Genomic DNA, 26,929 nt, shown 5'->3' on the forward strand with positions numbered 1-26,929 from the left:
CAAAAGATCCTGCCACCGTCTGCTACCGCCCGACCGGCCCGTCACTCGTTATCCCGCAGCCACGCAGGCCGCAGCACCACGATGGTAGGCCGGTCTGGCAGGCTGCGCAAAGAGACCTCAATCTCGCTCACACCGGGGCGGGAAATGGCAAATTCGCCTTCCATCCCCGCCAGAAACCGCTCCAGCGTGCTATCGCCAAACCAGTGCATCGGCAGCACGATCGACGCCTTCACCCGCCTGAGCACGTTCATCATATTCTCGATATTCATGGTAAACCCGCCATCAACGGGGGCCATCACCACATCCATCCGGCCAAGAGCGGCATATTGATCGTCCGACGGCTCGTGATGCAAATGCCCCAGATGGGCGATGCACAGCCCCTCAGCCTCAAAGACGAAAATCGAATTGCCATTCTGCTCCACCCCGCCGCCCGACCGGATATCGGTGGGCACATTGCGCACCACCAGCCCGCCCAGATCAAGGTGATGATCGGCCCCCACGCCATATTCCCCCCAACCGCGCAGCACATGCGGGATTGCCGGATCGGGAAAGGCGGTCCAATGCGTCTCATGCGCGTGGTTCATCGTGACAACATCGGGGATCAGATTGGCGCTGCCGATAAAGCCGGTGAAATCTGTCACGGCATTGTATCCGCCCGCCTGAATGAGAAAGGACGCATGCGCGATATAGCGCAGCCGCACGGTATACTCGGGCAGCGGTGCGCGAAAACTGGCCCGGTGCAGGTATTCCATCCCCGGCGTCGCATCGGCAAGCGCAATACAATGGCTTGGCCTACGATCCTGCGCGGTGGCAGGCGCGGCCAGCATCAAAACGAACAAGACAAGTCGGATCATCAGCAGCCCTCCTCTTGGTCTTGAGCAAAATAGCACGGTTTGCCGCGACGTCACCTTGCAGAACCAGAGCGAAAGCCCCTTAGCTGCCCTTGACCAGCGGCACGATGGCCGGATCGGTTTCGGGGGCCAGTTCCTCGAAATCGAAGTTATCCAGCCGTCGCGCCCGCCGTCCCGCCTTGTCTGCCGAAATCCGGATTTCCGCCACATCCTTGGCCGCCAGAGTGAAATGCCGGTCCAGGTTTTCAACCCGTGCGCCCAACCGCTCCACATCCGCGAACAAAAGGCCTAGTTCCCGCCGGATTGCCCCCGCCTGCTCGCGCATGCGCGCATCCTTGAGGATTGCGCGCATGGTGTTGAGCGTGGCCATGCAGGTTGTGGGTGACACGATCCAAACCCGCGCGGCAAAGCCATCGCGCACCACCTCGGGGAAATTGGCGTGCAACTCGGCATAGACCGCCTCAGAGGGCAGGAACATCAGCGCGCCATCGGCGGTCTCGCCCTCAAGGATGTATTTCTCGGAAATATCCTTGATATGCTTGCGCACCGCCGTGCGCATACCCCGCGCCGCCTCGGCCAATTCCCCGTCTGTCTTGGCCCGGCGCAGCGCCTCATAGGCCTCCAACGGGAATTTACTGTCAATGCAAATTGGCCCCGGTGGATTGGGCAGATGAATAAGACAATCCGCCCGCCGCCCGTTCGACAGCGTCGCTTGCAACGTGTAACTGTCCGACGGCAGCGCCTTGGTGACAATATCCGTCAGCTGGATTTCCCCAAACGCCCCCCGCGTCTGCTTGTTTGACAGGATATCCTGCAACGACAGCACATCACCCGACAGCTTGGTGATATTGTCCTGCGCCTTGTCGATGGCTTGCAGGCGCTGCTGCAATTCCCCAAGCGATTGCGCCGTGCGCCGCGAGGTGCCTTGCAGGTTCTCGGTCATGGCATGGCTTACCTGCGCCAACCGCTTTTCCATCAGTTGCAACAGATGCGATTGCGCCGCCGCCTGCGCCTCGGACACATGGTTTAGGCCACCGGCAAGCTGATGCTGCCCATCCGACAGCCCCTGCACCCGCTGCCCCAATTGCCCCATCTGATAGGCGAGCGGCTCTGCCAGCCGCGCCGACCGATTGGCGGCGCGCAGCGCAAGGATGAGCAGCAGAAGGATCAGCAGCAACACCGCCGCGCCGATCACCACTGCCAGAACGGCGGGATCGTCAAACGCATAGGTCTGACCGCCAATCTGGATCATGTGCGCCCGAACAGCCGTTCAATATCCGATAGCCGCAATTCCACATAGGTCGGCCGCCCGTGGTTGCACTGCCCCGACATCGGCGTGCGCTCCATCTCGCGCAAAAGGGCGTTCATCTCATCCGCGCTCATCCGGCGACCTGACCGGACCGAGCCATGACAGGCCACGCGGCTGAGGATCGCGTCGATCCGCAATTTCAACGTGCCGCTTGCGCCCTGATCCTGCAACTCGTCCAAGATATCGCGCAAAAGCGCCTTGGCGTTGACAGGCCCCAGAATGGCTGGGGTTTCGCGCACCGCAAGGCTGCCCGACCCAAACGGTTCGATCCCCAGCCCCATCCCGGCCAACTCTTCGGCATGGTCCATCAACAACGCGCAATCGGCTTCGGAAAGATCGACAATCTCAGGGATCAGCAGCGCTTGCGCCGCGATCCCGCTCTCGGCCATCTGGCGTTTCAGCCGCTCATACACCAGACGCTCATGGGCGGCGTGCTGATCGACAATGACCATGCCGGTCTCGGTCTGGGCGATGATGTAATTCTCATGCACCTGCGCCCGCGCGGCCCCAAGCGGCAACGCCGTGGCGGGCTGTTCCTCTACCTCCGGCTCTGGCGCGCTCTCAACCCGCGCGCTCCAATCCGCGCCCATATCGGCAAAACCGGCCGCTTGTGCCTGATAGGCCAGGCTGCGTGCCTGCGGCGACGGGCGGTCCATCTGATAGATGCGCCCCGCCGGTTCCGCCCGAAACGCGCCCAAGGTGGCCCCCGCCACCGTGGTTGACGCCCGATGCCCCGCCTCCGCCAAGGCATGCCGCAGCCCCGATACGATCAGCCCCCGCGCCAGCCCCGGATCACGAAACCGCACCTCGGATTTCGCCGGATGCACGTTCACATCAACCAGCGTGGGATCACAGCCCAGCAACAGCGCCGCAGCCGGGTGCCGGTCCCGGCTGAGCACATCCTGATAGGCAGCACGCAGCGCGCCATAAAGCATCTTGTCCCGCACTGGGCGGCCATTGACAAAAAGATACTGCGCCACGGCTGATCCCCGCGCATAAGTGGGCAGCGCGGCATAGCCGGTCAGGCGCAGCCCCTCGCGCGTGGCATCAATCTTCAGCGCATTTTCGGCGAACTCCGCCCCCAGAACCCGCGCCAATCGCCCATGCAGCGCGTCAAACAAATCGCCACTTTCAGGATCGGCACGAAACACGATCCGCCCTTCGCCCCCGCCAGACACATCGCGCAGGGTGAACCCCACAAACGGCTCCGCCATCGCCAACCGCTTGACCGTATCGGCAATCGCCTGCGCCTCTGCCCGGTCCGAGCGCATGAACTTAAGCCGCGCGGGCGTGGCGTAAAACAGATCACGCAGCGTCACCACCGTGCCACTGTTCAACGCGGCGGGTTTGACTGCCCCCATCTGCCCACCGGCAACGGTCATCTCAGCCGCCTCTGCACCCGCACGCGACACAATCGTCAGCCGCCCGACCGCCCCCAAGGACGGCAACGCCTCGCCACGAAACCCAAAGGAATGAATATTCAAAAGGTCCGAGCCGTCGATCTTGGACGTGGCATGCCGCGCAAGCGCCAGTGGCAACTCATCCGGCGTCATGCCACAGCCATCATCGCTGACGCGGATCAGCGTCTTGCCCCCATCGGCATAGCTCACTTCAATCCGGGTGGCCCCGGCATCAAGCGCGTTTTCCACCAATTCCTTGACCGCCGAGGCAGGCCGCTCCACCACCTCTCCCGCCGCAATGCGATTGATCGCCCCCTCGTCCAACTGACGAATTTGGGGGCGGTCTGCGCGTATCTTGGGGTTGTGGCTGTTCATACCGCTAGACTTAGCACAGATCGCCACGATTCTGCCAGAGAGGGCATCAAACCCCGCACAGAATAAAAAGCCCGGGCGCGAACGCCCGGGCAAGCTCTCTCAAGATCTGTCAGGAAGGAGAAGGATCAGCTCTTGGAGAATTCAGGATAGGCTTCCATGCCCATTTCCGCCATGTCGAGCCCGTTGATCTCGGTCTCTTGATCGACCCGCAGACCCATGGTGCCCTTGATGATCAGCCAGATCACGATGCTGACGGTAAAGGTAAAGGCACCGTAGGCAAAGATCCCCAGAAGCTGCGTGCCGAGGCTGGCCTCGCCATAGAAGACCACGGCAAGCGTGCCCCAGATACCGGCGAGCAAGTGAACCGGGATGGCACCAACCACATCGTCGATCTTGAACTTGTCAAGCATGGGCACGGCCAAGACCACGATCACACCGCCAACAGCCCCGATCCAAAGTGCGCCGAACAGGCTCGGTGCAAGCGGCTCTGCGGTGATCGACACCAGACCCGCCAATGCGCCGTTGAGAACCATGGTCAGGTCAGGCTTTTTGTAGAGCACTTGGGTCAGGATCAGCGCAGCAATCGAACCCGCAGCCGCCGCCATATTGGTATTGGCAAAGATCCGCGACACGTCCGAAACATCGCCCACAGTGCCCATCGCCAATTGCGAACCACCGTTAAAGCCGAACCAACCCAGCCACAGGATGAATGTGCCCAAAGTGGCAAGCGCAAGGTTCGAACCCGGCATCGGCGTGACCTTGCCATCTTTGCCATATTTGCCAAGACGCGGCCCAAGGATGATCGCCCCCGCCAGAGCAGCCCAGCCACCCACGGAATGCACAACGGTCGAGCCAGCAAAGTCAGAGAACCCAGCCTCAGACAACCAGCCGCCGCCCCACTGCCAGGACCCGGAAATCGGATACATGAACCCGGTCAGCACGATGACAAACACAAGGAAAGGCCAAAGCTTGATCCGCTCCGCCAGTGCGCCCGACACGATCGACGCTGTGGCGGCGACAAACACCAGTTGGAAGAAGAAGTCAGAACCGATCGAGGCATAATCAAGCGCCGCATCCGCCGCCGCAACCCCTACCGGGTCCAGCTCGGTCATGGCAAAGAACGGCCCGACCCAACCGGCCACCAGCCAGCCATCGCCGGGATACATCAGGTTAAAGCCGACCAGCCAATACATGATCGTTGCAAAGGAATAGAGGACGATGTTCTTGGTCATCTGCATCGTGACGTTCTTGGACCGCACCAGCCCGCCTTCGAGCATGGCAAAACCCGCCGCCATGAAGAACACCAAAAAGCCCGCCATGCAGAACAGCAGCGTCGTCATGATATAGGGGCCGATTTCATCAAAGCTGGGCACGGCCTCAGCCGCCGCCTCTTGGGTCAGCCCCATCTGCGGCAGCGCAATCAGCGTTGCGGCAAGGCCGAGTTTTAGCATGGAATTCATTGTGTTTATCCTTTCCCCTGCGCGCTCAAAGCGCGTCATCGTTGGTTTCGCCGGTGCGCACGCGCACGGCTTGCTGGATGTCGAGCACGAAGATCTTGCCGTCACCGATCTTTCCGGTGCGGGCGGTCTTGGTGATGGTCTCGACCACCTGATCGGCCATCGCGGCAGAAACCGCGATTTCCAGCTTGATCTTGGGCACGAAATTCACGGCGTATTCCGCACCGCGATAGATTTCCGTGTGGCCGGATTGCGAGCCAAAGCCCTTGATCTCTGTCACCATCATGCCGCGTACGCCGATGTCGGTCAGCGCCTCGCGGACCTCTTCCAGCTTAAACGGCTTTATCGTTGCAATGATGAGTTTCACGTCTGCCCCTTTCGGTTTGCGGTGTCTCAGCGCGTTGTTTGCACATGCAGAAAAGGCGCAGATGGCAGAGTCTGGAAGGGTCAAGGCAGGAATCCGCCGCCTAAATTCACCCCATATGCTTAAAATTTGTGCTGAAATATTAATTTGCGTATTTTTTACGCACATCGGAAATCACGATCCGCGCGCGCGGGGTCTCTACTTTTGCGATCCCGCATTATAAACTGTCCCAAACACACAAGGCCGAGCAGGGCAGTAATGAGCACGACAGGACCGAAAAAACCGCCTCTGGCGGCCCCCAAGCGCAGCGCCAAGGCGCCGTCCAAACCAAAACCCGCGCGCAAGGCCAAAAGCACGCCGCGTCGCGCCCGTGCGCGCTCCAATAACGTGGTCGTGCGGTTGGTCGGCGGGCTGCTGCGCTGGATATTCGGCGTGCTCTGGTGGATTACCTGGCGGGTAACGGCCGTGGTCACTGTGGTCGTGGGCGTGATGGTGGCCATCACCTACACCAGCCTACCCGAATTCCAGACCCTGATGGATGGCCGCGCCAAGGGCTCTGTCACCCTGCTGGATCACGACGGAGAGGTCTTTGCCTGGCGCGGCGATCAGTTTGGTGGCATCGTCACCGCCGAAACCGTCAGCCCGCATCTCAAGAATGCCGTGATCGCCACCGAGGACCGCCGATTTTATCTGCATCCCGGCGTTGACCCCATCGGTATTGCCAGCGCCATCCGCATCAACCTGAACGAGGGGCGCGGCCCGTTGCAGGGCAACGGCGGCTCGACCATCACGCAGCAGACCGCGAAACTGCTCTGCTTTGGCAATGCCTATAATGCCAGCGAATGGAAGAGTGAGGCCGAATACATCGCCGACTGTCGCCGCTCCTCTCTCTCGCGCAAAGCCCGCGAGGCAGTCTACGCCCTGGCGATGGAGGTAAAATACACCAAGAATCAGATCCTCTCGGTCTATCTCAACCGCGCCTATCTGGGCGGCGGGGCCTATGGGGCCGAGGCCGCAGCCCAACGCTATTTCGGCAAGTCCGCCGCCACGCTCAACCCCGCCGAGGGCGCGATGATTGCAGGGCTTTTGACAGCACCCTCGACCCTCGCACCGACCGCAAATCTCGAACGCTCGCGCAACCGTGCCTCGGTCGTGGTGGGCCTGATGCGCCGTCAAGGCTATCTTAGCGATCAAGAGGCGGCCTTGGCCCTCGCCAACCCTGCCGAACTCTCCGAGGCCGCCGAACGGCAGGCAGGCGGCTATTTCGCCGATTGGGTCATGGCGTCGGGGCCCGAGTTTTTCACCCGCGACACCACCGAAGACGTGATCATCCGCACCACCTTGGATCAACGCGTGCAAACCGCTGCCGAAGAGGCGCTGACCTATATCTTTGACGAAAAAGTGCGCGAAGGTTCCAAGGCGCAGGCCGCGATTGTCGTCATGTCCGCCGATGGTGCGGTGCGTGGCATGGTGGGCGGGCGCAAAACCAAGGTGGTGGGTGCCTTCAACCGCGCCACACAGGCCAAACGCCAGACCGGATCAGCCTTCAAGCCCTTCGTCTACGCCACGGCCGTGGAACTTGGCTACAGCTACGATTCAGTTGTCGTGGACGAACCCTACTGCCTCAATATCCCCGGCTCTGGCCGCTGGTGCCCGGAAAACTACACCCGCGACTACAAAGGTCGCGTGTCGCTGACCGAGGCGCTCGCGCAATCCCTCAACATCCCGGCGGTCAAAATCTCCGAGAGTGTCGGGCGTGACCTCGTGCGCAAAGTGGCCAGCGATTTTGGCATCGACAGCGATTTGGCCGCAGGCCCGGCCTTGGCGCTTGGGGCCTCTGAAAGCACGCTTCTGGAAATGACAGGCGCTTATGCGGGCATTCTCAACGGCGGCTCCTCTGTCACGCCCTATGGCCTAGTCGAACTGAAGCTCTTGGGCGAGAACGAGCCCTTGATGGGCACCGGCGGTGGCATCGGCGAGCGCGTCATTCAGGAAAGTGCCGCGCAGGAACTCATCTACATGATGACCAAGGTGATCGAAGGTGGCACCGGCGGTCGCGCCCGCCTGCCGGGCCGCGAGGCTGCTGGCAAAACCGGCACCACACAGGCCGCCCGCGATGCTTGGTTTTTGGGTTTTACCGCCGATTATGTGGCCGGGGTCTGGATGGGCTATGATGACAACACCCCGCTCAGCGGCGTCACCGGTGGCGGTCTTCCGGCTGAAATCTGGCAGGAAACCATGATGCGCGTGCATGAGGGCATTGATCCCAAACCCCTGCCGATGCTGCGCCCACAACCCCGCCCCGCCCCGGCACCCGCGCCAGCCCCGCAGGACCAGCAACGCCGCGCGCCGGTGGCCAGCGACAATCCGATCGAAAACATCCTGCGCAGCATCTTTGGCGGCAACTGAAAACGGCGCCCAAACAGGGCGCCGTTCACGACGAACCAAAATGTAAAACGCCTCAGCCCGCTTGCTTGAGATCCGCAATCAGCGCGTTCACATCGCCATTGCGGCGATCCAGCATCGCGCCAATCTCGGTGCGCTCGCTCAGCCGCAGGCTGATGCCCTCGATGATCATATCGAAAAACAGATCCTTGCCCGAGCGGTCTGACACAAGGAAACTCACCTCGAACGGCGATTGCCCGCGAAGATAGGCCGTGGATTTCACCTCGTGCCACGATTTCACCGGCTTGACCGAGTTCACCTCGATGCGCCCCCCCGCGAATTCATTGAACCGCTTGCCATATTTCCGCGCGATATAGCCCCGGAACGCTTCGGTAAAGGCACGCATCTGCGCCGATGATACCCGGTTGGCATCCGCCCCAAGGGTAGACCGCGCAATGATATTCACATCGGCATAGGTGCTGAAAATACGCTCGAAATCCGCGATCATGCCCGATATCGGCTTGCCCGATGCGATGACGCGGTTGATGTTCACCACAACCTCATCCACCAGCGACCGCGCGCGCGCATCATCGAGCGCCCACCCGGTGCGGGGCAGGGCAGCCAACGCGGTCACGGCAAAACCCGAGGTCATGAAATGGCGGCGGTTGATGTCACTCAGCATAGGGATCCTCCAAAGGTGTGGACGGCTCAAGACTACCGTAAGGGTCGTCATAGACACTATCAGCCGTGCCGCCCAGTTTGAAGCGTCGGTTTTGCAGGAAGATCGAGCGCGACTGCGCATAGCTGTCGGCACTCTCGTAAAGAATGGCGTCAATCGTCTCGCTGAACTTCTCGCGCTTGGATAGGCCAGCGGCCACACCCGCCCCGGTTCCAACCAGATTAGCCGGCGATTCAAGTATGTAACTCAAGGGGTTGGTGAAAAGATCAACCGCAATGCCCCAGGTATCCCGCTCTGTCGAAGGGCCCAAGACCGGCAGTTCTACATAGGCCCCTTCCCGCGCGCCCCAAACGTGCAAAGTTTCGCCGAAGTCGGTATTGGTGCCCGCGGCCATACCCATTTCGCTGGCCGGATCGAACAGACCGCCAAGGCCAAAGGTGGTGTTTACAACCAGACGCGCGGTGTCCTGAAACGCCCCACGCATATTCAGCTGCAAGACATTGTTCACGATATCACTCGGCAGCGATAGGTTGGTCGAGAACCGCCCGATGACCGTCTCGATATCGTCGGGAATGGCCGCACTATATCCCTTGGCCACCGGCCGCACGAGCGAACGGTCAAACCCTCGGTTGAACTCATGCACACCACGGTTTTGCGACTCATACGGGTCGAAAACATCGCGCGTGGCCTCTGACGGATCAGGGCGCGCGCAGGCGCTTAGCGCGACGACACCTGTAAGGGCGATCACCCGCAACGCGGAACCGGACGAGATATGGAAAGATGGCAACTGCAATGGTTTATCCGTCATTAAACGAGTCTCTGCCTTACATAAACTATAGCCCGAACAAACCCATCATCCTACGCCCCATGTTCACAATGCTGTGGCAGAATGGTGACATTCCCTGTAAGGGAAGACAGGATTGCTTTGGATCACTTAAAGACTTGAACACTAAAGACGGAATACAGATTTGGACAAGATGAAACTGGAAGCGGGCCGCCAAGAATTGCGCGCGGCCCGACGCGAAAGCCGTAGTCTCTACTGGTTTGTTGGCATCTTCAGCTTTTTCGCCAATCTTCTGATGTTGACCGGCCCAATCTACATGTTGCAGGTCTATGACCGCGTCCTCAGCAGCCGCTCGGTGGAAACCCTGATCGCACTCTCGGTGCTGGTTTTATTTCTCTATACGATGATGGGCCTGCTCGATTATGCCCGTGGCCGCATCATGGGGCGGGTCGGCGCGCGCTTTCAGGCGCGTCTGGACCGGCGGGTATTCGACGCGGTGATTCGCAAATCGGCCATCCAGCCCGATGCCAACACCGCCACCGGCCTGCGCGATCTGGAATCAATCCAGCGGCTGATGACATCGCCCGTGCTTCTGGCGATTTTCGACATGCCATGGGCCCCGTTCTTTCTGGCCGCGATCTGGGTGTTTCACCCTTGGCTTGGCATTCTCGCTCTTGCCGGGGGGGCGCTTTTGGTTGTTGTCACCCTGATCAATCAGGTCGTGACCCGCAAACCCACCGGACAGGCCAATAACGCAAGCGTTCAGGCCGAATCAATTTCCGAACAATTACGCAACGAATCCGAGATGATTCAGGCCATGGGCATGCGCGACGCGGCCTTTGATCGCTGGCAAGCCGCGCGTGGCCGCGCCCTCTCGACCGCGATCGAGGCCGCTGATCTGGGCGGCACCTTCACCACCTCCACCAAGGCGCTGCGCCTTCTTCTTCAATCGGCGATGCTGGGTCTGGGCGCGTGGCTCGTGCTGCGCGGAGAGCTGACGCCCGGTGCCATGATCGCAGGCTCGATTCTTATGGGCCGCGCGCTTGCCCCCATCGAGCAGGCCATCGGCCAATGGGCGCTGGTGCAACGCGCCGCCAAAGGCTGGGAAAGCCTAGCGGAACTCCTCGGCTCTGTTCCCCCTGAACAACCGCGCACGCCCCTGCCCCGCCCCAAGGCGCGGCTGGAAGTGAGCCAACTTACCATGGTCCCGCCGGGTGAAAGCCAGGCCGTGCTCAAAACACTCAGTTTCAAGATCGAACCGGGTCAGGCCGTGGGCGTGATCGGCCCCTCCGGGGCGGGCAAATCCACCCTCGCCCGCGCCATCACCGGCGTCTGGCGGCCTGCGGGCGGCAAGATCCGCCTCGATGGCGCAACCCTCGACCAATACGCCCCCAATGTGCTGGGTGAGTTGATCGGCTATCTGCCACAGCGCGTGCAGCTCTTTGACGGCACCATCGCCGACAACATCGCCCGCTTGGCCGCCCAGCCGGACCCCGCCAAGATCGTCGCCGCCGCGCGCAAGGCCGACGCCCATGAGATGATCCTAAAACTGCCCAACGGCTATGACACCCGCGTAAGCACCAGCGGCGGGCGGCTCTCGGGCGGGCAGATGCAGCGCATCGGCCTTGCCCGCGCCATGTATGGCGATCCCATGATCCTCGTGCTGGATGAACCCAATTCCAATCTCGATAATGAAGGCAGCGAAGCGGTCAATCTCGCCATCCGCAGCTTCAAGGCCGAAGGCAAGGCCGTGATCGTGGTTGCCCACCGTCCCGCCGCGATCAAGGAATGCGATATGCTGCTGATGCTTGAGGCCGGCGTTATGCGCGCCTTTGGCCCGCGTGAAAAAGTGCTCAAGGATGTGCTCCAGAACCATCAACAAGTCACCGAGTCCACTGGCCCCGGAGGTGTGCGATGAGCGCCCCGAACGATAGCGCATGGTCGGCGCGCAAGCCGCTGATCATCGGTCTCATCGGCCTTGTTCTGCTGGTGGGCGGTTTTGGGACATGGGCCGCGTTCACCCAGATTTCCGGGGCGATTATCGCACCGGGGCGCATAGAGGTGGATCAAAATCGGCAGGTCGTCCAACACCCCGACGGTGGCGTCGTTTCCGCCATCGAGATCAAAGAGGGCGACAAGGTCAGCGCCGGTCAGGTGCTTGTCCGGCTTGATCCCAACGAGTTGCAATCCGAACTCTCGATCATCGAAAACCAGCTTGCCGAACTCATGGCCCGCCGTGGCCGCCTAGAGGCCGAGCGCGACGGGCGCGATGCCCTGAAATTCGATCCGCTCCTCATTGAACTGTCAGCGCAGAACGCCGACGCCGCCGATCTGATGACCGGGCAAAAGACCCTGTTCGAGGCCCGCGCCCAGACCGTCGCCGCCGAGATTGACCAACTTGACAAGCGGCGCGGCCAGATTTCCAACCAGATCGAGGGCATCGAGGCCCAGCAAGTGGCCCTTGCCCGCCAGCTTGAACTGATCGAACTGGAACTGACCGATCAACAATCGCTGCTGGATCGTGGGCTGGCGCAAGCGACCCGCGTGCTCGGGCTGCAACGCGAACAGGCGCGCCTCAGCGGCACCATGGGCGATCTTGCCGCCCAAAAGGCCGAGGCCGAAGGCCGCATCACCGAAATCGAAATCTCGATTCTCAAACTGGGCACAGACCGGCGCGAAGAGGCGATCACCACCCTGCGGGATCTGCAGTTCCGCGAGCTTGAATTGCGCGAACAACGCCGCGCCCTGATCGAACAAATGGGGCGGCTCGACATCCCCGCACCAGTCTCGGGCGTGGTCTATAACCTCCAGGTCTTTGCCCAACGCTCGGTCATCCGGCCCGCCGATCCGGTGCTCTTCATCGTGCCACAGGACCGCCCGCTGGTGATCAACGCCCGCGTCGACAGCATCCATGTCGATAAACTCTTTGTCGGACAGGAAGTCACGCTGCGCTTCTCTGCGCTCGATCAACGCACCACGCCAGAACTTTTTGGGCGCGTCACCCAGATTTCCGCCGATGCCTTCGAGGATGAGGCCACGCGCGCCAGCTATTACCGCGCCGAAATCGTGCTGAGCGAAGGCGAGCAGGCCCGCTTGCCCGAGGGCACCACCCTTATCCCCGGCATGCCGGTCGAAGCGTTCATCCGCACCGCCGACCGCACACCGCTGGCTTATCTGGTCAAACCCTTCACCGATTATCTGGCCAAGGCATTCCGCGAGTAACCCGTGGGATCACCCCACATCCGTGCGCCCGCGCCGGTCTGCCCGCAACTGCGCATAAAGAACATGCGTCCGCCAACGCCCGTTGATCTGCAAATAGCTCTGCGCGACACCTTCGTATTTGAAACCGCATTTTTCCAGCAGCGCCCGCGACGCCTGATTTTCCGGCAGGCAGGCCGCCTCGATTCGGCTTAGGTCCAGCCGGTCAAAGGCATAGTGCACCACCCCGGCAATCGCCTCGCGCATATAGCCCTGCCGCGCATAGGCTTGGCCGATCCAATAGCCCAGCGTGCCCGCCTGCGCCGGACCCCGCCGAATATTGTCCAGCGTGATCGCCCCCAATAACGCCTGATCCTCGCGCCGCACCAAAAAAAGCGGCATTGCGCTGCCATTGGAAATCGAACGTTGCGCCCACCAGACCCGGTTGGAAAACCCTTTGCGCGCCAGATGATCCACGGCCCAGAGCGGCTCCCACGGGGTCAGGAAATCCGCACTCTCCGCGCGCAACGCGCTCCAGTCCCGATAATCGCCGATCACCGGCTGCCGCAGGCTAAGACGCTCGGTCTCGATCCTGAGCTTGCGGCGCGGCAAAAGCATCATCAGGCAGCGCGCCTCGCATCAAGGGCGGCCAGCGTCGGGGCCTGTTCCACCGGACCATAAAGCGCCAGCGCCGCAGGGGCCTGCGCCACCGTGCTCTCGGCCAGCCGCCGCACATCCGCAAGCGTCACCGCGTCAATGCGTTCCACAACCTCTGGCAGGGTTGGCACCCGCCCCCAGATTTGCAGCATCCGCGCCAGCCGTTCGGCCCGGTTGCTCGGGCTCTCCAGCCCCATCAGCAATCCGGCCTTCATCTGCGCCCGCGCCCGCTCGACCTCGGCGGCGCTCATATCTTCGGCGGCACGCTTCATCTCGTCGATGGTGATCCCTGCCAGATCACCCAATTGCTCGCCCGACGTGCCTGCATAGATCGTCATCATGCCGGTATCCGAATAGGCCCCGGCCTGCGCATAGATCGAATAACACAGCCCCCGCCGCTCGCGGATCTCCTGAAACAGCCGCGACGACATCGACCCACCAAGCGCAGAGGCATAGATTTGCGCGGTGTAAATATCGGGATGCGCGTAATCCGGGCTCTCGAAGGCGAGCGCGAAATGCGCCTGCTCCAGGTCCTTGACATGCCGCGTCTCGCCCCCTGCAAACCGCGCCACCGGCGGCTCGATCGCATGGCTTGGGATCATGTCACCAAACACGCCTTCGGCCATGCGCACGAGGGCCTCGTGATCTACCGCCCCCGCCGCCGACAGCACCATCTGACCGGGCCGGTAATACTGATCCACGAACCGTTCCAGATCGGGCCGGTCAAAGCCGCGCACCCGCTCTTCCGCGCCCAGAATGGTGCGTCCCAGCGGATGATCGGGATAGGCCTTTTCCTGCAACCAGTCGAAAATGATGTCATCCGGCGTATCCGCCGCCTGACCGATCTCTTGCAGGATCACGCCGCGTTCAACCTCGATCTCACGCGGATCGAAGACCGGGTTACGCAGAATATCCGACACCACATCCAAGGCCAGCGGCACATCTTCCTTGAGGACGCGCACGTAATAGGCCGTCACCTCGCGGCTGGTATAGGCGTTGATATAGCCGCCCACATCCTCAATCGCCTCGGCGATCTGCAAGGCCGAACGCCGCTTGGTCCCCTTAAAGGCCATATGCTCCAGAAAATGCGCGATGCCATTCTGGCTGGCCTCTTCATGGCGCGCGCCGGCCAGCACCCAGACGCCGATGGCCGCCGATTGCAGGCCGGGCATATGCTCCGAGACGATGCGAAACCCGTTGGGAAGGGTGGTCAGTTGGACACTCAATTGGCGATCCGTTCCTTGATCAATGTTTCAATGGCGCTCAGGTCGTTCTCGACCCGCGTCACACGTTCATCCCGCTCATACAGGTCCGCCATACGCTCGGGCAAGGGGGGGTGAATCCCGCTCGCCTCTTCCACCGCAGCCGGGAATTTCGCAGGATGCGCTGTGGCCAGCGTGATCATCGGCACGCCCTCACGCCGCTCGACCTCGGCCACATGCACGCCCACCGCGCTATGGGGGCACAGCAACTCGCCACTCGTGGCCCATGTATCGCGAATAGCGGCGCGGGTGTCCTCTTCGCTACAACGCCCGCTGTCGAAGGTCTCGCGCAGCGCCTCCAGCGCGCCTTGGCTCACGCTAAATCCGCCCGCCTTCAATGCCTCCATCTCCTGCGCCACGGCGTTCCCATCCTGCCCATAGGCATAGAAGAGCGCGCGTTCAAAATTCGAAGACACCTGAATATCCATCGACGGGCTGATCGACGGGGCCACGCCATCGGGGCGATACTCTCCCGTGCTCAGACAACGGTGCAGAATATCGTTCTGATTGGTCGCCACCACCAGCCGGTCAATCGGCAGGCCCATCCGCTTGGCGATATAGCCCGCGAAGACATCGCCGAAATTCCCCGTCGGCACCGTGAAACTGACCTTGCGGTCCGGCGCACCAAGACTGACAGCCGACGTAAAGTAATACACCACCTGCGCCAGAACCCGCGCCCAGTTGATGCTGTTCACACCCGCCAGACGCACGCCGTCGCGGAACTCGAAATCGTTGAACATGTCCTTGACGCGCGCCTGGGCATCGTCGAAATGCCCGTCGATGGCCAGCGCGTGCACATTGCCCTCAACCGGCGTTGTCATCTGCCGCCGCTGCACCTCGGACACCCGGCCATGCGGATAGAGGATGAACACATCCACCGCATCCAGACCCCGAAACGCCTCAATCGCCGCAGAGCCGGTATCGCCGGAGGTCGCCCCCACAATGCTCACCCGTTGGCCAGAGCGCTTGAGCGAGAACTCGAACATCTGCCCAATCAGCTGCATGGCGAAATCCTTGAACGCCAGCGTCGGGCCGTGGAACAACTCCAGCAGGAAATGACCGCTATCCAATTGCTTGAGCGGCGCCCGCGCCGCATGGCCAAAGCCCGCATAGGCCCGCGCGATGATCCCGCGAAACTCCTCGTCGGTAAAGGCATCGCCGATGAACGGCCGCATCACCCGAAACGCCGCCTCCTCATAGCTCACGCCCTCGAGTGCGCGCATATCCTCGGCGCGCATCACCGGAATGCTCTCGGGCAGATAGAGCCCACCATCGCGCGCCAACCCCGTCAGCATCGCCTCTTCGAAACTCAGCGTGGGCGCGCAGCCCCGTGTCGAGATATATTTCACGTCTTGCCTCTCTCTGCCTGCCGCATGCGCCAGATAAAAACCCCACTCATCGCGGCCCATATGGCGGCCAGCGAAAACCATGTGATCGCGTAACTCAGGTGATCGTTGGGAATACCGCTTGTGTCTACCGGCAAGGGCGACACGCCCACCTCCGGCACCGACAGCCTGCGCGCCACCACCAAAACCGGCTCTGTATCCAGCACGTCAGCCATCTGTGCGATGTCGCGAGCAAACCAGATATTGCCCGCCACATCGTTTTCGGGCGTGGAACTCAGCCGCTCGTCGGGCCAGTGCAGATTGCCCTGAACCGTGACCATCCCCTCCGGTGGGGCCGGAATATCGGCGCTCACCTTGATGAACCCCCGGTCAAGCAGCACCCGGCGCGCCCCGGTGTCCAAAACGGAAATCACCCGATATCCCGCGCCCACCTGCTTTTGACTGACCAGCACCCGCAGCGCCGTATCGCCAATCTGCCCCGTAACCTCAACCGGCAGATAGCGATCTGCCTCTGGCTCTGCGGCGTCGGGCAACCCCACCGGCGGCGCGGCGATATGTGCCGCGATATCCGCCAATACACCCTCTTTCCATGCCAGCCGGTCGACCTGCCATTTGCCCAACCCAATCAGCACCGCCACACCGGCAATGCCAAAGATCAGGGGGATCACAACGCTTTTCCGCATGTCACACTCTCAAAAGGAAAATGCGGGGAAAGAAAACCCCCCGCATCTTCGTCTTGGTTTAAATACCCGCGCTTGGAACGCCAGCTTTACTGTAAAAAGATCGTCACGCGCCCCAGATGTAGATCGCGGCGAACAGGAACAGCCAGACCACATCGACAAAGTGCCAATACCAAGCGGCCGCTTCAAAGCCCACGTGCTGTTGCGGCGTGAAATGCCCCTTTTGCACCCGGATCAGGCAGACAAAGAGGAAAATCGTACCGATCACCACATGCGCCCCGTGAAAGCCCGTCGCCATAAAGAAGTTGGCGCCGTAGATATTGCCGGAAAAGCCAAAGGCCGCGTGGCTATATTCATAGGCTTGGAACACGGTAAAGATCGCACCCAGCGCAATCGCGATCATCAGCCCGCGCTTTACGTCCTGACGATTGTTCTCATGCACCAGCGCATGGTGTGCCCATGTCGCAGCACAGCCCGAGCAGAGCAGGATCAGCGTGTTGATCAGCGGCAGATGCCAAGGATCAAAGGTCTCGATCCCGACAGGCGGCCAGACGCCATCGACCATCGGAGAGTTTTCGCCCATCGGATACATGGCATGCTTGAAAAAGCTCCAGAACCACGCGGCAAAGAACATCACTTCGGACATGATGAACATGATAAAGCCATAGCGCAGGCCGATCCGCACGACCGGGGTGTGATCGCCGGTCTGCCCCTCGTTCACCACATCGGCCCACCAGCCGAACATGACGTAAAGCACGCCGACCAGACCCGCCAAGAGCATCCAAGGCCCATGATCGTGAAAGAACAGGACCGCCCCAAAGAGCATGACGAACCCCGCCAAAGAGCCGAGCAACGGCCAGATTGAGGGGGGCAGAATGTGGTAATCGTGGTTTTTCTCGTGTGCCATCTTTGTCTTATCCCTCGTCGAAGGCTCAGTTCAGGTTTTTATCGTTGTTGGTCCCCTGCTCAAGCGCGGCTTGCTCCTCGGGCAGGTCAATTTCGTGGAACGTGTAGGACAGCGTGATCGTATGTACGTATTTCGCGTCACGGTCGGTCACGATCTCTGGGTCGACGTAAAAGGTCACGGGCATCTGAACCCGTTCACCCGGCTGTAGCACCTGTTGTTCAAAACAGAAACAGTCGATCTTGGTGAAAAAGCCACCCGCCTCATAGGGCGTGACATTATAGCTGGCTGATCCGGCGACTGCGCGGTCAGTGGGGTTATAAGCCTCGTAAAAGGCCAGCCCCGTCTCACCGATGCGAATTTCCATCTGGCGCTCCATGGGTTTGAACTCCCAAGGCATATCGCGCTCTTTGCTGGCGTCGAACCGCACTTTGACGGTTTGCTCCAGAACATCGTCGCTTGCCACTTCTGACACGCCTGTCGCCCCGCCAAAGCCAGTCACGCGGCAAAACCAGTCGTAGAACGGCACCGAAGCCCAAGCGAGCCCGCCCATCAGGACGACCACGCCAACAGTCTGGGTCACGGTCTTGAATTTCGGATCAAGCGCCATCAATTCTCCCCCTGTTCGATCTTGGGCACGGCGAATCCATCGTCCGAGACTTTGGCAATCGTCATGCCGAACACCAGCGCAACAAACCCTGCCAGCACAAGGCCAAGGCCCAGATTGCGGCCAAACCGGCGCTTGTGCAGCTCATGTTCCTCGCGAAAGCTCATGACCAGCCACCCAAGCCAAACCCGCCCAGCGCCGCCTCGGCAAGAATGGCCGTGAAATGCGCGAAAAGATACCAGAGCGACAGCTTGAACGCCCGCTTTTCGACGCGGTAGTTATCGGCCTCCGCCTGATCCTCATCCCGCCGCCAGATCGCAATCGCATCCCGCAGAAAGAGCGCGTTAAAGACCACCGCAACCGCCAGATAGACCGGCCCGCCGATCCCGGTGAACCCAGCTCCAATCGCCAGCGCCGCCAAGAGCACCGTGTAAACAAGGATATGCACCCGCGTCGCGCGCCGCCCATGCGTCACCGTCAGCATCGGCACGCCCGCCGTGTCGTAATCGCCGCGCATGAACAGTGCCAGCGCCCAGAAATGCGGCGGCGTCCACATGAAAATCAGCGCAAACATCAGCACCGATTCAAGGCTCACCGTGCCCGTCGCCGCAGCCCAGCCAATCATCGGAGGGAACGCACCCGCAGCACCACCAATGACGATATTCTGCGGCGTCCAACGCTTCAGCCCGATGGTGTAGATGACCACGTAAAAGAAAATCGTAAAGGCCAAGATGCCAGCCGCCAACGCGTTGGTCGCCAGCCACAGCATGACCACCGACATCACCGCCAGCGTGATCCCAAAGGCAAAGGCCTCGTCCCGCGTGACCTTGCCCGCCGGAATGGGCCGCTTTTGCGTGCGCTTCATCAGCGCATCAATATCCGATTCCCACCACATATTGAGCGCGCCCGCAGCACCGCCGCCTACAGCAATGAAGAGGATCGCCGCAAAACCGATGACCGGATGCACGCCCACCGGCGCCGCCAAAAGACCGACCAGCGCCGTAAACACCACCAGCGTCATCACCCGCGGCTTGAGCAGGGCAAAGAAATCGCCAAATCCGGCCTCACCCTCTTGGGCGCGGCTGACGGGGCTGGCTGTGTTCAGGCTCGCATCGCTCATTTCAGTCTCCGGCCAAGGGGCGCAAGGGCTGCGCCCCTTACGTGGCATGATTGGGGCGCGGACAGATTGCGCGCGCCCCGGTCTGCTTTAGTCGGCCTGCGCCACATCCACGGAACGCGGCGTACCGGCATATTCCTCGATCGCGCCATCCAGCCATTCGGCATAGGCCTCTTCGCTCACCACCTTGACGGTGATCGGCATATAGGCATGGGCCTGACCGCAAAGCTCGGAACACTGACCAAAGTACACGCCTTCCTTCTCGGCATTGAACCAAAGCTGCGCCAGACGCCCCGGCACCGCATCCTGCTTCACGCCAAAGGCGGGGATGGTCCAGCTGTGGATCACATCTGCGCCGGTCACGGTCATGACAACGGTCTTGCCCACGGGCACGACGACCGAGGTATCGGTGGCCAGCAGGAACTCATCCTTGCTGTAACCGGCCTCGATCAGCTGCGCCTCGACTTCGGGGGTCATGCGGTTGTCGCCACCCGTCGCCGGGGCACCGATCATATAGCTGTCAAAGGCAAAATCGTGGTCGGTATATTCATAGCCCCAGTACCACTGATAGCCCGTCACCTTGATGTTGATCTCGCCCTCGGGAATTTCCTGCTGCTTGAACAGCACCGGCAACGAGAAGGCCCCGATAAAGACAAGGATCACGATGGGAATGATCGTCCAGGCAATCTCGATCGGCGAGTTATGCGTGAAACTGGCCGGTGTTGCATTGGTCTTGCGGTTGTAGCGGATCATGACGATCACCAGCAACGCGGTCACAAAGATCACGATCGCGATGATGATCACGTTGATCATCCCGTCCAGCCATTGCAAATCCCGCGCAAGCTCGGTTGCCGCCGGCTGAAAGCCCATCTTGCCGTCAACGGGCTTTCCTACGATCTCAAGCCCCTCTTGAGCCATGGCAGGAAGGGCGAGAAAGGCGGTCATGGCCGCCATAAGGCTGGAAGTTAGTCGCATTTTACACCCTGATCGGTTAAAGCGGTTCATGTCTTTTTGCGAAGGTCACCCCGCCGCCCGGCGGAATCCCATTGTCTCGGTGTCGTCTAAAACCATATTCTGCCTGAAACGACAAGAAAGACCATTGCGGCAAACGGACGCTTTTTTGATTTAAATCAAATTAACGCGCCCCCGGACCGCGCCGCAGAGAGAGAATCCCAATGACCGACACCGCCTTTCGCCCTTTCGAGACCCTGCTCGACCGCGCTACCGCCCTGTCCCGCCTGCGTGAGGCGACCCATGGGGCCGACGATGGCGAGCTCTTCTTTGAACGCCGCCGCGCCGAGGGGCTGATGTTCGACGATGGCCGGGTCAAGACCGCGTCCTATGACGCCTCCGAGGGGTTCGGCCTGCGCGCCGTGCGTGGCGAGGTTACGGGCTATGCCCATTCCTCAGAAGTGACCGAGGCCGCGCTCAAACGCGCGGTGGAAACCGCCCGCTTGGCCGTCGGCGCAGGCGGGGGCACCCTGGCAGCCGGGCCCACGCCTACGAATCGCCGCCTCTATACAGATGCCGATCCCATCGCCGGGGCCAGTTTCCCGGTGAAACTCGACACGCTGCGCGAGATTGACGCCTTCGCGCGCGGCCTTGATCCCCGCGTGGTGCAGGTCACAGCCTCGATTGCCGCGTCGCTGCAAGAGGTCGTGATCCTGCGCCCCGATGGCCAAGACCTGCAAGACATTCGCCCCATGACCCGCGTCAATGTCTCGATCATCGTCGAGCAAGAGGGCCGCCGCGAAAGCGGCAGCGCCGGGGGCGGTGGGCGCGTAGGTCTTGACGGCCTGCTTGATCCCGCCGACTGGCAGGCCAAGACCCAAGAGGCGCTGCGCGTGGCCCTCGTCAACCTCCGTGCCGAACCGGCACCCGCAGGCACCATGGATGTTGTGCTTGGCCCCGGCTGGCCCGGTATCCTCTTGCACGAGGCCATCGGCCACGGGCTTGAGGGCGATTTCAATCGCAAAGGCTCCTCTGCTTTTGCCGGTCTCATGGGCCAACGTATCGCGTCCCCCGGCGTCACCGTTCTGGATGATGGCACCCTCCCCGACCGGCGCGGCAGCATCACCATCGACGATGAGGGCACGCCCTCTGCCCGCAATGTCCTGATCGAGGATGGCATTCTGGTGGGCTATATGCAGGATCGCCAGAATGCCCGCCTGATGGGCGTGGCCCCCACCGGCAACGGACGCCGAGAAAGCTATGCCCACGCGCCCATGCCGCGCATGACCAACACCTATATGCTGGGCGGAGACACCACACCGGGCGATCTGGTGGCCGAGTTGAAAGACGGCATCTATGCCGTGGGCTTTGGCGGCGGGCAAGTCGATATCACCAACGGCAAATTCGTCTTTTCCTGCACCGAGGCCTACCGCGTCAAAGACGGCAAGATCGGCGCGCCCGTCAAAGGGGCCACCCTCATCGGCGACGGCGCCACCGCGCTCCAGCAAATCCGGGGCTTGGGCAATGACATGACGCTTGATCCCGGGATGGGCAATTGCGGCAAACAGGGCCAATGGGTGCCCGTGGGCGTCGGCCAACCCACAGTGCTGATCGGCGGGTTGACGGTAGGGGGGTCGGCGGCGTGAGGAACAAGGCGCGAAACGCCCTCACCTTATGAACAGCCATTGTCAGCCTGTATCGTCCCCCCTTTTTCCTTGACCTCTAGCGGTCAGATACGACGCTATTAGACACAAGCGTGCGTCTGCGGAGAACGGGATGACATTTGCAATCAACCCTCTGGTGCCCGAGTTGTGGTGCTCAGACTTCGAGGTCTCCTTAGAATTTTACACCAATACCCTTGGCTTCAAGGTCGCCCAACAAAGAGGGCACGACCCCCACGCCTATCTGACATTACACGGCGCGCAAATCATGCTCGCGCATTGGCAATTGGATGGCACTTGGGTGCCGTGGCAACCAGATCACATGGATCACCCCTATGGCCGAGGCGTCAACTTTCAATTCATGGTTCCGGACGTCGATAAATTGTATGAGACGGTCCTGTCTCGCGGCGCGAAGCCATTGATCGCCATCTACGAAGCCGACATCTGGAAAACGGACTGCATGGACACGCGGCGTCAGTTTTTGATCATGGACCCGGATGGTTACGTCCTACGTTTCGCAACAAGCGTGCGCAACCGGGCCGTGACCGACACAGATCGCGCAAAGCTGGATGCACAATATAGCGTTGGGCAGTCTGATCAGACGCCGGATCGCTGAAACGCGGCGGCCTCTACCTCTTAATTCTCAGAATGCATCGCCCCATCGCTTAACACATGCGCCCTTTGGCCCCTTGCCTGCCATCTGCCTCGGACGCCTTGCCGACCTGCCCCAAGCCTCAAACCAAAAATAATCAATATTAAATATCATATACTTAAGTAATTTTTTCCAAAAATCTATGACTCACCCAGGCACGGTTTACCATGCGTTAACCCTCTTCAGGTTATCCATGGTCTTGCAAGCAGGCGAGGTCACGGATGCCCAAACTTACTCATCCTTCCACTCACCCCCCACTCCCACCCACCACGGAAGATGACCGGGTGTCGTGGCTTCGCCTCTTGCGCTCTCGCCGGGTCGGTCCGGCCACCTTTCACCGCCTTCTGGCGGAACATGGCAGCGCTCAGGCGGCGCTTGCCGCCCTGCCCGAGGTGGCCCGCGCCGCCGGTGTGCCCGATTACACCCCCTGCCCCCCCGGCGTGGCCGAGGCCGAGTTGCGCGCAGGCCACGCAGTCGGCGCACGGCTCCTCACCTTGGCAGACCCCGGCTTTCCAACCCAGTTGAAGGACATCTCCGATTGCCCCCCGCTCCTTTGGGTGATGGGTGATGCGGCCCTTCTTGCCCGCCCGATGATCGCCCTTGTGGGCGCGCGAAACGCCTCGTCCTTGGGAACGCGCATGGCCAGATCACTGGCCGCCGATCTCTCGGCACGGGGCTATCTGATCGTTTCAGGCCTCGCACGTGGCGTTGATACCGCGGCCCATCTGGGCAGTCTTGAGGCGGGCACCATCGCGGTCATGGCCGGCGGGGTGGATGTCATCTATCCGGCAGAGAATACCAAACTCGCGGGCGATATCCTCGCCTCCGGCCTGCGCCTCTCTGAACAGCCCATCGGCCTTATCCCGCAGGCTCGCCACTTTCCCAGCCGCAACCGGCTGGTCAGTGGCTTGGCACAGGCGGTGGTCGTGGTCGAGGCTGCCGCGAAATCCGGCTCGCTCATCACCGCCCGCACCGCGCTCGATCAAGGGCGCGAGGTGATGGCCGTGCCCGGCCACCCAATTGATGCCCGCGCCAGCGGCTGCAATATGCTGATCCGCGACGGGGCCACCCTGATCCGCAACGCCGAGGATGTGATAGACGCGCTGCCACAGGTGCCAAGCATCGCAACAGCATCCCAGACCGAATTGCCCCTGCCCCCCACGACCACACTCCGCGACATCGCGGGCCTGCACGCCCAGATCCTCAACCGTCTCGGGCCCTCTCCTCTGGCCGAGGATCAGCTCATCCGCGATCTGGCCACCCCGGCCCACCGGGTCGCCCCCGCGCTTCTTGATCTCGAACTTGACGGGCGCATCACACGGCATCCGGGCGGCCTTCTGGCCCTCGCGCAGTAGCCGATACACTGCATAGGGTCATAAGGTCGCGCTCTTGCAACCCTTGCGGCCAGATTGACAATTCCCCTTGCCAGCCCACATGGTGCGCCGCCATAAGCCTCGACCAGAGCCGGAAGGAGTGCCCATGCCCGTTGTCGTTGTCGAATCGCCCGCCAAAGCCAAGACGATCAACAAGTATCTGGGCGACGGTTACACGGTTCTGGCAAGCTATGGCCATGTGCGCGATCTGCCCGCCAAGGATGGATCGGTCGATACCGAGAACGGCTTTGACATGACCTGGGAGGTGGGCCCCGACAGCCGCAAGCACGTCAAGGCCATCGCCGACGCCCTCAAGGATGACAACGCCCTCATCCTCGCCACCGACCCCGACCGCGAAGGCGAGGCCATTAGCTGGCACCTTGAAGAGACCCTTCGCAAACGCAAGGCGATCAACAAAGACACGCCCGTTAGCCGCGTGGTGTTCAACGCCATCACCAAATCCGCCGTCACCGAGGCGATGAAAAATCCCCGTCAGGTCGATGCGCCCTTGGTCGAGGCTTATCTCGCACGCCGCGCGCTGGACTACCTCGTGGGTTTCAACCTTAGCCCGGTGCTCTGGCGCAAACTGCCCGGCGCACGCTCGGCGGGGCGTGTGCAATCGGTCTGCCTGCGCCTCATCGTCGAGCGCGAGATGGAAATCGAGGCGTTCACGGCCCGCGAATACTGGTCCGTCAAGGCGCTGCTGACCACGCCGCGCGGCCAAGACTATGAGGCGCGGCTGGTCTCCCTTGCGGGCAAGAAGCTCGATAAATTCGATCTGGAGAACGCCACTCAGGCCGAAATGGCGGTGCAGGCCATCACCTCCCGCGCCCTCACCGTCACCTCGGTCGAAGCGAAACCGGCCAGCCGCAATCCCTCCGCCCCCTTTATGACCTCGACGCTGCAACAAGAGGCCAGCCGCAAATTCGGCATGGGCGCCAAGCAGTGCATGTCCGCCGCGCAACGGCTCTATGAGGCGGGATATATCACCTATATGCGTACCGACGGGATCGACATGGCGCCCGAGGCCGTGATGGCCGCGCGCGATGCGATCAAGGATCGGTTTGGCCCGGAATATCTACCGAAATCGCCCCGCATGTACAAAAACAAGGCCAAAAACGCCCAAGAGGCGCATGAATGTATCCGCCCCACAGACATGACGCGCGACGCAGGCCATATCAAAACCTCTGACGCAGATCAGCGCAAGCTTTACGATCTCATCTGGAAACGCACCCTCGCCTGCCAGATGGAGGCCGCTCGCATGGAGCGCACCACCGTCGAGATCGGCAGCAATGATGGTCAGGTCGGCCTGCGCGCCACCGGTCAGGTGATGCTCTTCGAGGGCTTTCTCAAAGTCTATGAAGAGGGCCGCGATGATGTGCCCACCGGAGACGACGACGATGGCCGCCTGCCCCAGATCATGCAGGGCGAGCCCGCCGCCTTTGCCAAATCCTCGCTGCGCAGCGAATTTGCCCGCGCCAGCGATTGGGCCGAAACAACCGCCGCCGTGCTCTCGCCCAACGAATCCATTCTTGGCCTGCAACACTTTACCCAAGCGCCGCCCCGCTACACCGAGGCGACCTTGGTCAAGAAAATGGAAGAACTGGGCATCGGCCGCCCCTCGACCTATGCCAGCGTCCTGACCACGATTCAGGACCGTGAATATGTCCGCAAGGAACAAAACCGCCTCTTCCCAGAGGATAAGGGCCGCATTGTCACGATCTTTCTGATCAACTTCTTCCGCAAATACGTGGGCTACGAATTCACCGCCAATCTCGAAGAGGATCTGGATCGCGTCAGCGCCGGCGAGGCGGATTACAAAGAAATCCTCGCCCGCTTCTGGCGCGATTTCTCCGCCGCAATTGCCGAAACCTCGGAATTGCGCATCACCGAAGTGCTCGATGTGCTCGACGCGGCCCTCTCTCCTACGCTTTATCCTCCGCGTGAGGATGGCAGCGACCCGCGCCAATGCCCGCTCTGCGGCACGGGTCAGCTGCATCTGAAAACCTCGCGCTCCGGCGGGTTTGTCGGCTGCGGCAATTATCCCGAATGCCGCTACACCCGCCCGATTGGCGGCGATGCTGGGGAAAATGGCGACCGTATCTTGGGGCAAGATGAGGCGGGCAACGAAATTTCCCTGCGCTCTGGCCGCTTTGGCCCCTATGTGCAACGCGGCGAGGCGACCGAGGAGAACAAAAAGCCCGACCGCGCCAGCCTGCCCAAAGGCTGGACAGCCGAGGCCATGACGCTGGAAAAGGCGCTTACCCTGCTCAGCCTGCCGCGTGACGTGGGCCAACACCCCGAGGGCGGGATGATTTCCGCCAATTTCGGGCGTTTCGGCCCCTATCTCATGCATCAACTGCCGGACGAGGCCAAGCCCGTCTACGCCAATCTCAAAGACCCCAACGACGTGTTTGAAATCGGCATGAATCGCGCCGTCGAACTCTTGGCCGCCAAACGTGCCAATCCCGGCGGGCGCGGGCGCGCGGCGGCCAAGGCGCTGCGCGATCTGGGCGAACACCCCGAGAATGGCGGCCCGATCCAGATCCTCGAAGGGCGCTACGGCCCCTATATCAAATGGGACAAGGTCAACGCCACCCTGCCCAAGGGCACAGAACCTGACGATGTGACCATGGAAATGGCCGTCGCCGCGATTGCCGCCAAGGCCACAAAGCCGGGCAAAGCGCGAAAGACCGCCGCCAAAGCCACGACCGCCAAGAAACCGGCCGCGAAAAAGGCTGCGCCCAAAAAGGCCACCACCACCAAGGCCGCGGCCAAGGCCCCCGCCAAACGCGCCGCCGCCGGGAAATAACCCGGCGCGGCCCCCACACCTACGTAGAAATCCCTATTCCGATGCGATGGCACGCGGGCCGCGTTGACTCGTGCCCGGCTTGCGCCGCATACGGGGGCAAACCAC

Annotated in this window: 23 protein-coding genes; 7 read left to right on the forward strand and 16 right to left on the reverse strand. The window is 61.5% G+C overall.

The genetic code is table 11. The annotated features are described in order from the left end of the window. Positions 1-41 precede the first annotated feature (41 nt). The 5 genes from ROSMUCSMR3_RS06640 to ROSMUCSMR3_RS06660 form a co-directional block, all read right to left on the reverse strand. A complete protein-coding gene (locus ROSMUCSMR3_RS06640; protein WP_081506827.1) occupies positions 42-854 on the reverse strand; it encodes an MBL fold metallo-hydrolase in 813 nt (270 codons plus the stop codon). Between the two features lie 79 nt (positions 855-933). Next, complete coding sequence (locus ROSMUCSMR3_RS06645) at positions 934-2,103, reverse strand: DNA recombination protein RmuC (protein WP_081506828.1); 1,170 nt, start codon at positions 2,101-2,103, stop codon at positions 934-936. Further along, a complete protein-coding gene (gene mutL, locus ROSMUCSMR3_RS06650) occupies positions 2,100-3,935 on the reverse strand; it encodes a DNA mismatch repair endonuclease MutL (protein WP_081506829.1) in 1,836 nt (611 codons plus the stop codon). Before mutL ends, ROSMUCSMR3_RS06645 begins: the two co-directional genes overlap by 4 nt. A 125-nt stretch (positions 3,936-4,060) precedes the next feature. Beyond that, complete coding sequence (locus ROSMUCSMR3_RS06655) at positions 4,061-5,395, reverse strand: ammonium transporter (protein WP_081506830.1); 1,335 nt, start codon at positions 5,393-5,395, stop codon at positions 4,061-4,063. A gap of 25 nt (positions 5,396-5,420) precedes the next feature. Then, on the reverse strand, positions 5,421-5,759 hold the full coding sequence (locus ROSMUCSMR3_RS06660) for a P-II family nitrogen regulator (protein ID WP_008279099.1): 339 nt from the start codon (positions 5,757-5,759) through the stop codon (positions 5,421-5,423). Positions 5,760-6,014: 255 nt separating this feature from the next. On the opposite strand from ROSMUCSMR3_RS06660, the gene ROSMUCSMR3_RS06665 reads away from it, so the two are divergent. Continuing rightward, positions 6,015-8,165: a transglycosylase domain-containing protein gene (locus tag ROSMUCSMR3_RS06665; RefSeq protein WP_081506831.1), complete on the forward strand. Its 2,151-nt coding sequence runs from the start codon at positions 6,015-6,017 to the stop codon at positions 8,163-8,165. 52 nt (positions 8,166-8,217) lie between these two features. Here ROSMUCSMR3_RS06665 and ROSMUCSMR3_RS06670 read toward each other — a convergent pair whose 3' ends face one another. Together ROSMUCSMR3_RS06670 and ROSMUCSMR3_RS06675 are read right to left on the reverse strand one after the other, a co-directional pair. Continuing rightward, entirely contained in the window at positions 8,218-8,823 is a 606-nt protein-coding gene (locus tag ROSMUCSMR3_RS06670; protein ID WP_081506832.1) for an MlaC/ttg2D family ABC transporter substrate-binding protein, read from the reverse strand. After that, positions 8,813-9,628, reverse strand: coding sequence for a VacJ family lipoprotein (locus ROSMUCSMR3_RS06675; RefSeq protein ID WP_081506833.1), 816 nt, complete (start codon positions 9,626-9,628; stop codon positions 8,813-8,815). Before ROSMUCSMR3_RS06675 ends, ROSMUCSMR3_RS06670 begins: the two co-directional genes overlap by 11 nt. Before the next feature lie 169 nt (positions 9,629-9,797). Here ROSMUCSMR3_RS06675 and ROSMUCSMR3_RS06680 point away from each other — a divergent pair, with 169 nt between their 5' ends. Next, positions 9,798-11,522, forward strand: a complete 1,725-nt coding sequence (locus ROSMUCSMR3_RS06680; RefSeq protein WP_081508565.1) for a type I secretion system permease/ATPase — start codon at positions 9,798-9,800, stop codon at positions 11,520-11,522. Continuing rightward, positions 11,519-12,826 carry an HlyD family type I secretion periplasmic adaptor subunit gene (locus tag ROSMUCSMR3_RS06685; RefSeq protein ID WP_081506834.1) on the forward strand — a complete coding sequence of 436 codons (1,308 nt, stop codon included), beginning with the start codon at positions 11,519-11,521 and terminating at the stop codon, positions 12,824-12,826. The genes ROSMUCSMR3_RS06680 and ROSMUCSMR3_RS06685 overlap by 4 nt, the downstream gene beginning before the upstream one ends. A gap of 9 nt (positions 12,827-12,835) precedes the next feature. Here ROSMUCSMR3_RS06685 and ROSMUCSMR3_RS06690 read toward each other — a convergent pair whose 3' ends face one another. The 9 genes from ROSMUCSMR3_RS06690 to coxB form a co-directional block, all read right to left on the reverse strand. Next, positions 12,836-13,420, reverse strand: a complete 585-nt coding sequence (locus ROSMUCSMR3_RS06690) for a GNAT family N-acetyltransferase (protein WP_198133559.1) — start codon at positions 13,418-13,420, stop codon at positions 12,836-12,838. A 2-nt stretch (positions 13,421-13,422) separates the two neighbouring features. Beyond that, positions 13,423-14,685, reverse strand: a complete 1,263-nt coding sequence (locus ROSMUCSMR3_RS06695) for a M16 family metallopeptidase (RefSeq protein ID WP_037296648.1) — start codon at positions 14,683-14,685, stop codon at positions 13,423-13,425. Then, positions 14,682-16,070 (reverse strand): threonine synthase, encoded by a 1,389-nt coding sequence (gene thrC, locus ROSMUCSMR3_RS06700; RefSeq protein WP_081506835.1) that lies wholly within the window; start codon positions 16,068-16,070, stop codon positions 14,682-14,684. Before thrC ends, ROSMUCSMR3_RS06695 begins: the two co-directional genes overlap by 4 nt. After that, a complete protein-coding gene (locus tag ROSMUCSMR3_RS06705) occupies positions 16,067-16,750 on the reverse strand; it encodes an SURF1 family protein (protein WP_081506836.1) in 684 nt (227 codons plus the stop codon). The genes thrC and ROSMUCSMR3_RS06705 overlap by 4 nt, the downstream gene beginning before the upstream one ends. 103 nt (positions 16,751-16,853) lie before the next feature. Beyond that, positions 16,854-17,654: a cytochrome c oxidase subunit 3 gene (locus ROSMUCSMR3_RS06710; protein ID WP_008279109.1), complete on the reverse strand. Its 801-nt coding sequence runs from the start codon at positions 17,652-17,654 to the stop codon at positions 16,854-16,856. Between the two features lie 25 nt (positions 17,655-17,679). After that, a complete protein-coding gene (locus ROSMUCSMR3_RS06715; protein WP_008279110.1) occupies positions 17,680-18,261 on the reverse strand; it encodes a cytochrome c oxidase assembly protein in 582 nt (193 codons plus the stop codon). After that, positions 18,261-18,425 (reverse strand): hypothetical protein, encoded by a 165-nt coding sequence (locus ROSMUCSMR3_RS21435; protein WP_008279111.1) that lies wholly within the window; start codon positions 18,423-18,425, stop codon positions 18,261-18,263. Before ROSMUCSMR3_RS21435 ends, ROSMUCSMR3_RS06715 begins: the two co-directional genes overlap by 1 nt. Next, positions 18,422-19,378: a heme o synthase gene (cyoE, locus tag ROSMUCSMR3_RS06720; RefSeq protein WP_081506837.1), complete on the reverse strand. Its 957-nt coding sequence runs from the start codon at positions 19,376-19,378 to the stop codon at positions 18,422-18,424. The genes ROSMUCSMR3_RS21435 and cyoE overlap by 4 nt, the downstream gene beginning before the upstream one ends. A gap of 87 nt (positions 19,379-19,465) precedes the next feature. Further along, a complete protein-coding gene (coxB, locus tag ROSMUCSMR3_RS06725; protein WP_037296651.1) occupies positions 19,466-20,350 on the reverse strand; it encodes a cytochrome c oxidase subunit II in 885 nt (294 codons plus the stop codon). A gap of 200 nt (positions 20,351-20,550) precedes the next feature. Here coxB and tldD point away from each other — a divergent pair, with 200 nt between their 5' ends. The 4 genes from tldD to topA all read left to right on the forward strand — a co-directional run bounded on the left by tldD (position 20,551) and on the right by topA (position 26,824). Beyond that, positions 20,551-21,972, forward strand: a complete 1,422-nt coding sequence (tldD, locus tag ROSMUCSMR3_RS06730; protein ID WP_081506838.1) for a metalloprotease TldD — start codon at positions 20,551-20,553, stop codon at positions 21,970-21,972. Positions 21,973-22,102: 130 nt separating this feature from the next. Further along, positions 22,103-22,603 (forward strand): bleomycin resistance protein, encoded by a 501-nt coding sequence (locus ROSMUCSMR3_RS06735; RefSeq protein ID WP_081506839.1) that lies wholly within the window; start codon positions 22,103-22,105, stop codon positions 22,601-22,603. 257 nt (positions 22,604-22,860) lie between these two features. Further along, entirely contained in the window at positions 22,861-23,994 is a 1,134-nt protein-coding gene (dprA, locus tag ROSMUCSMR3_RS06740; protein WP_198385586.1) for a DNA-processing protein DprA, read from the forward strand. Between the two features lie 124 nt (positions 23,995-24,118). Then, positions 24,119-26,824: a type I DNA topoisomerase gene (topA, locus tag ROSMUCSMR3_RS06745; protein WP_081506841.1), complete on the forward strand. Its 2,706-nt coding sequence runs from the start codon at positions 24,119-24,121 to the stop codon at positions 26,822-26,824. Positions 26,825-26,929: the final 105 nt, after the last annotated feature.

This window comes from Roseovarius mucosus (genome assembly GCF_002080415.1).
Classification (GTDB): domain Bacteria; phylum Pseudomonadota; class Alphaproteobacteria; order Rhodobacterales; family Rhodobacteraceae; genus Roseovarius; species Roseovarius mucosus_A.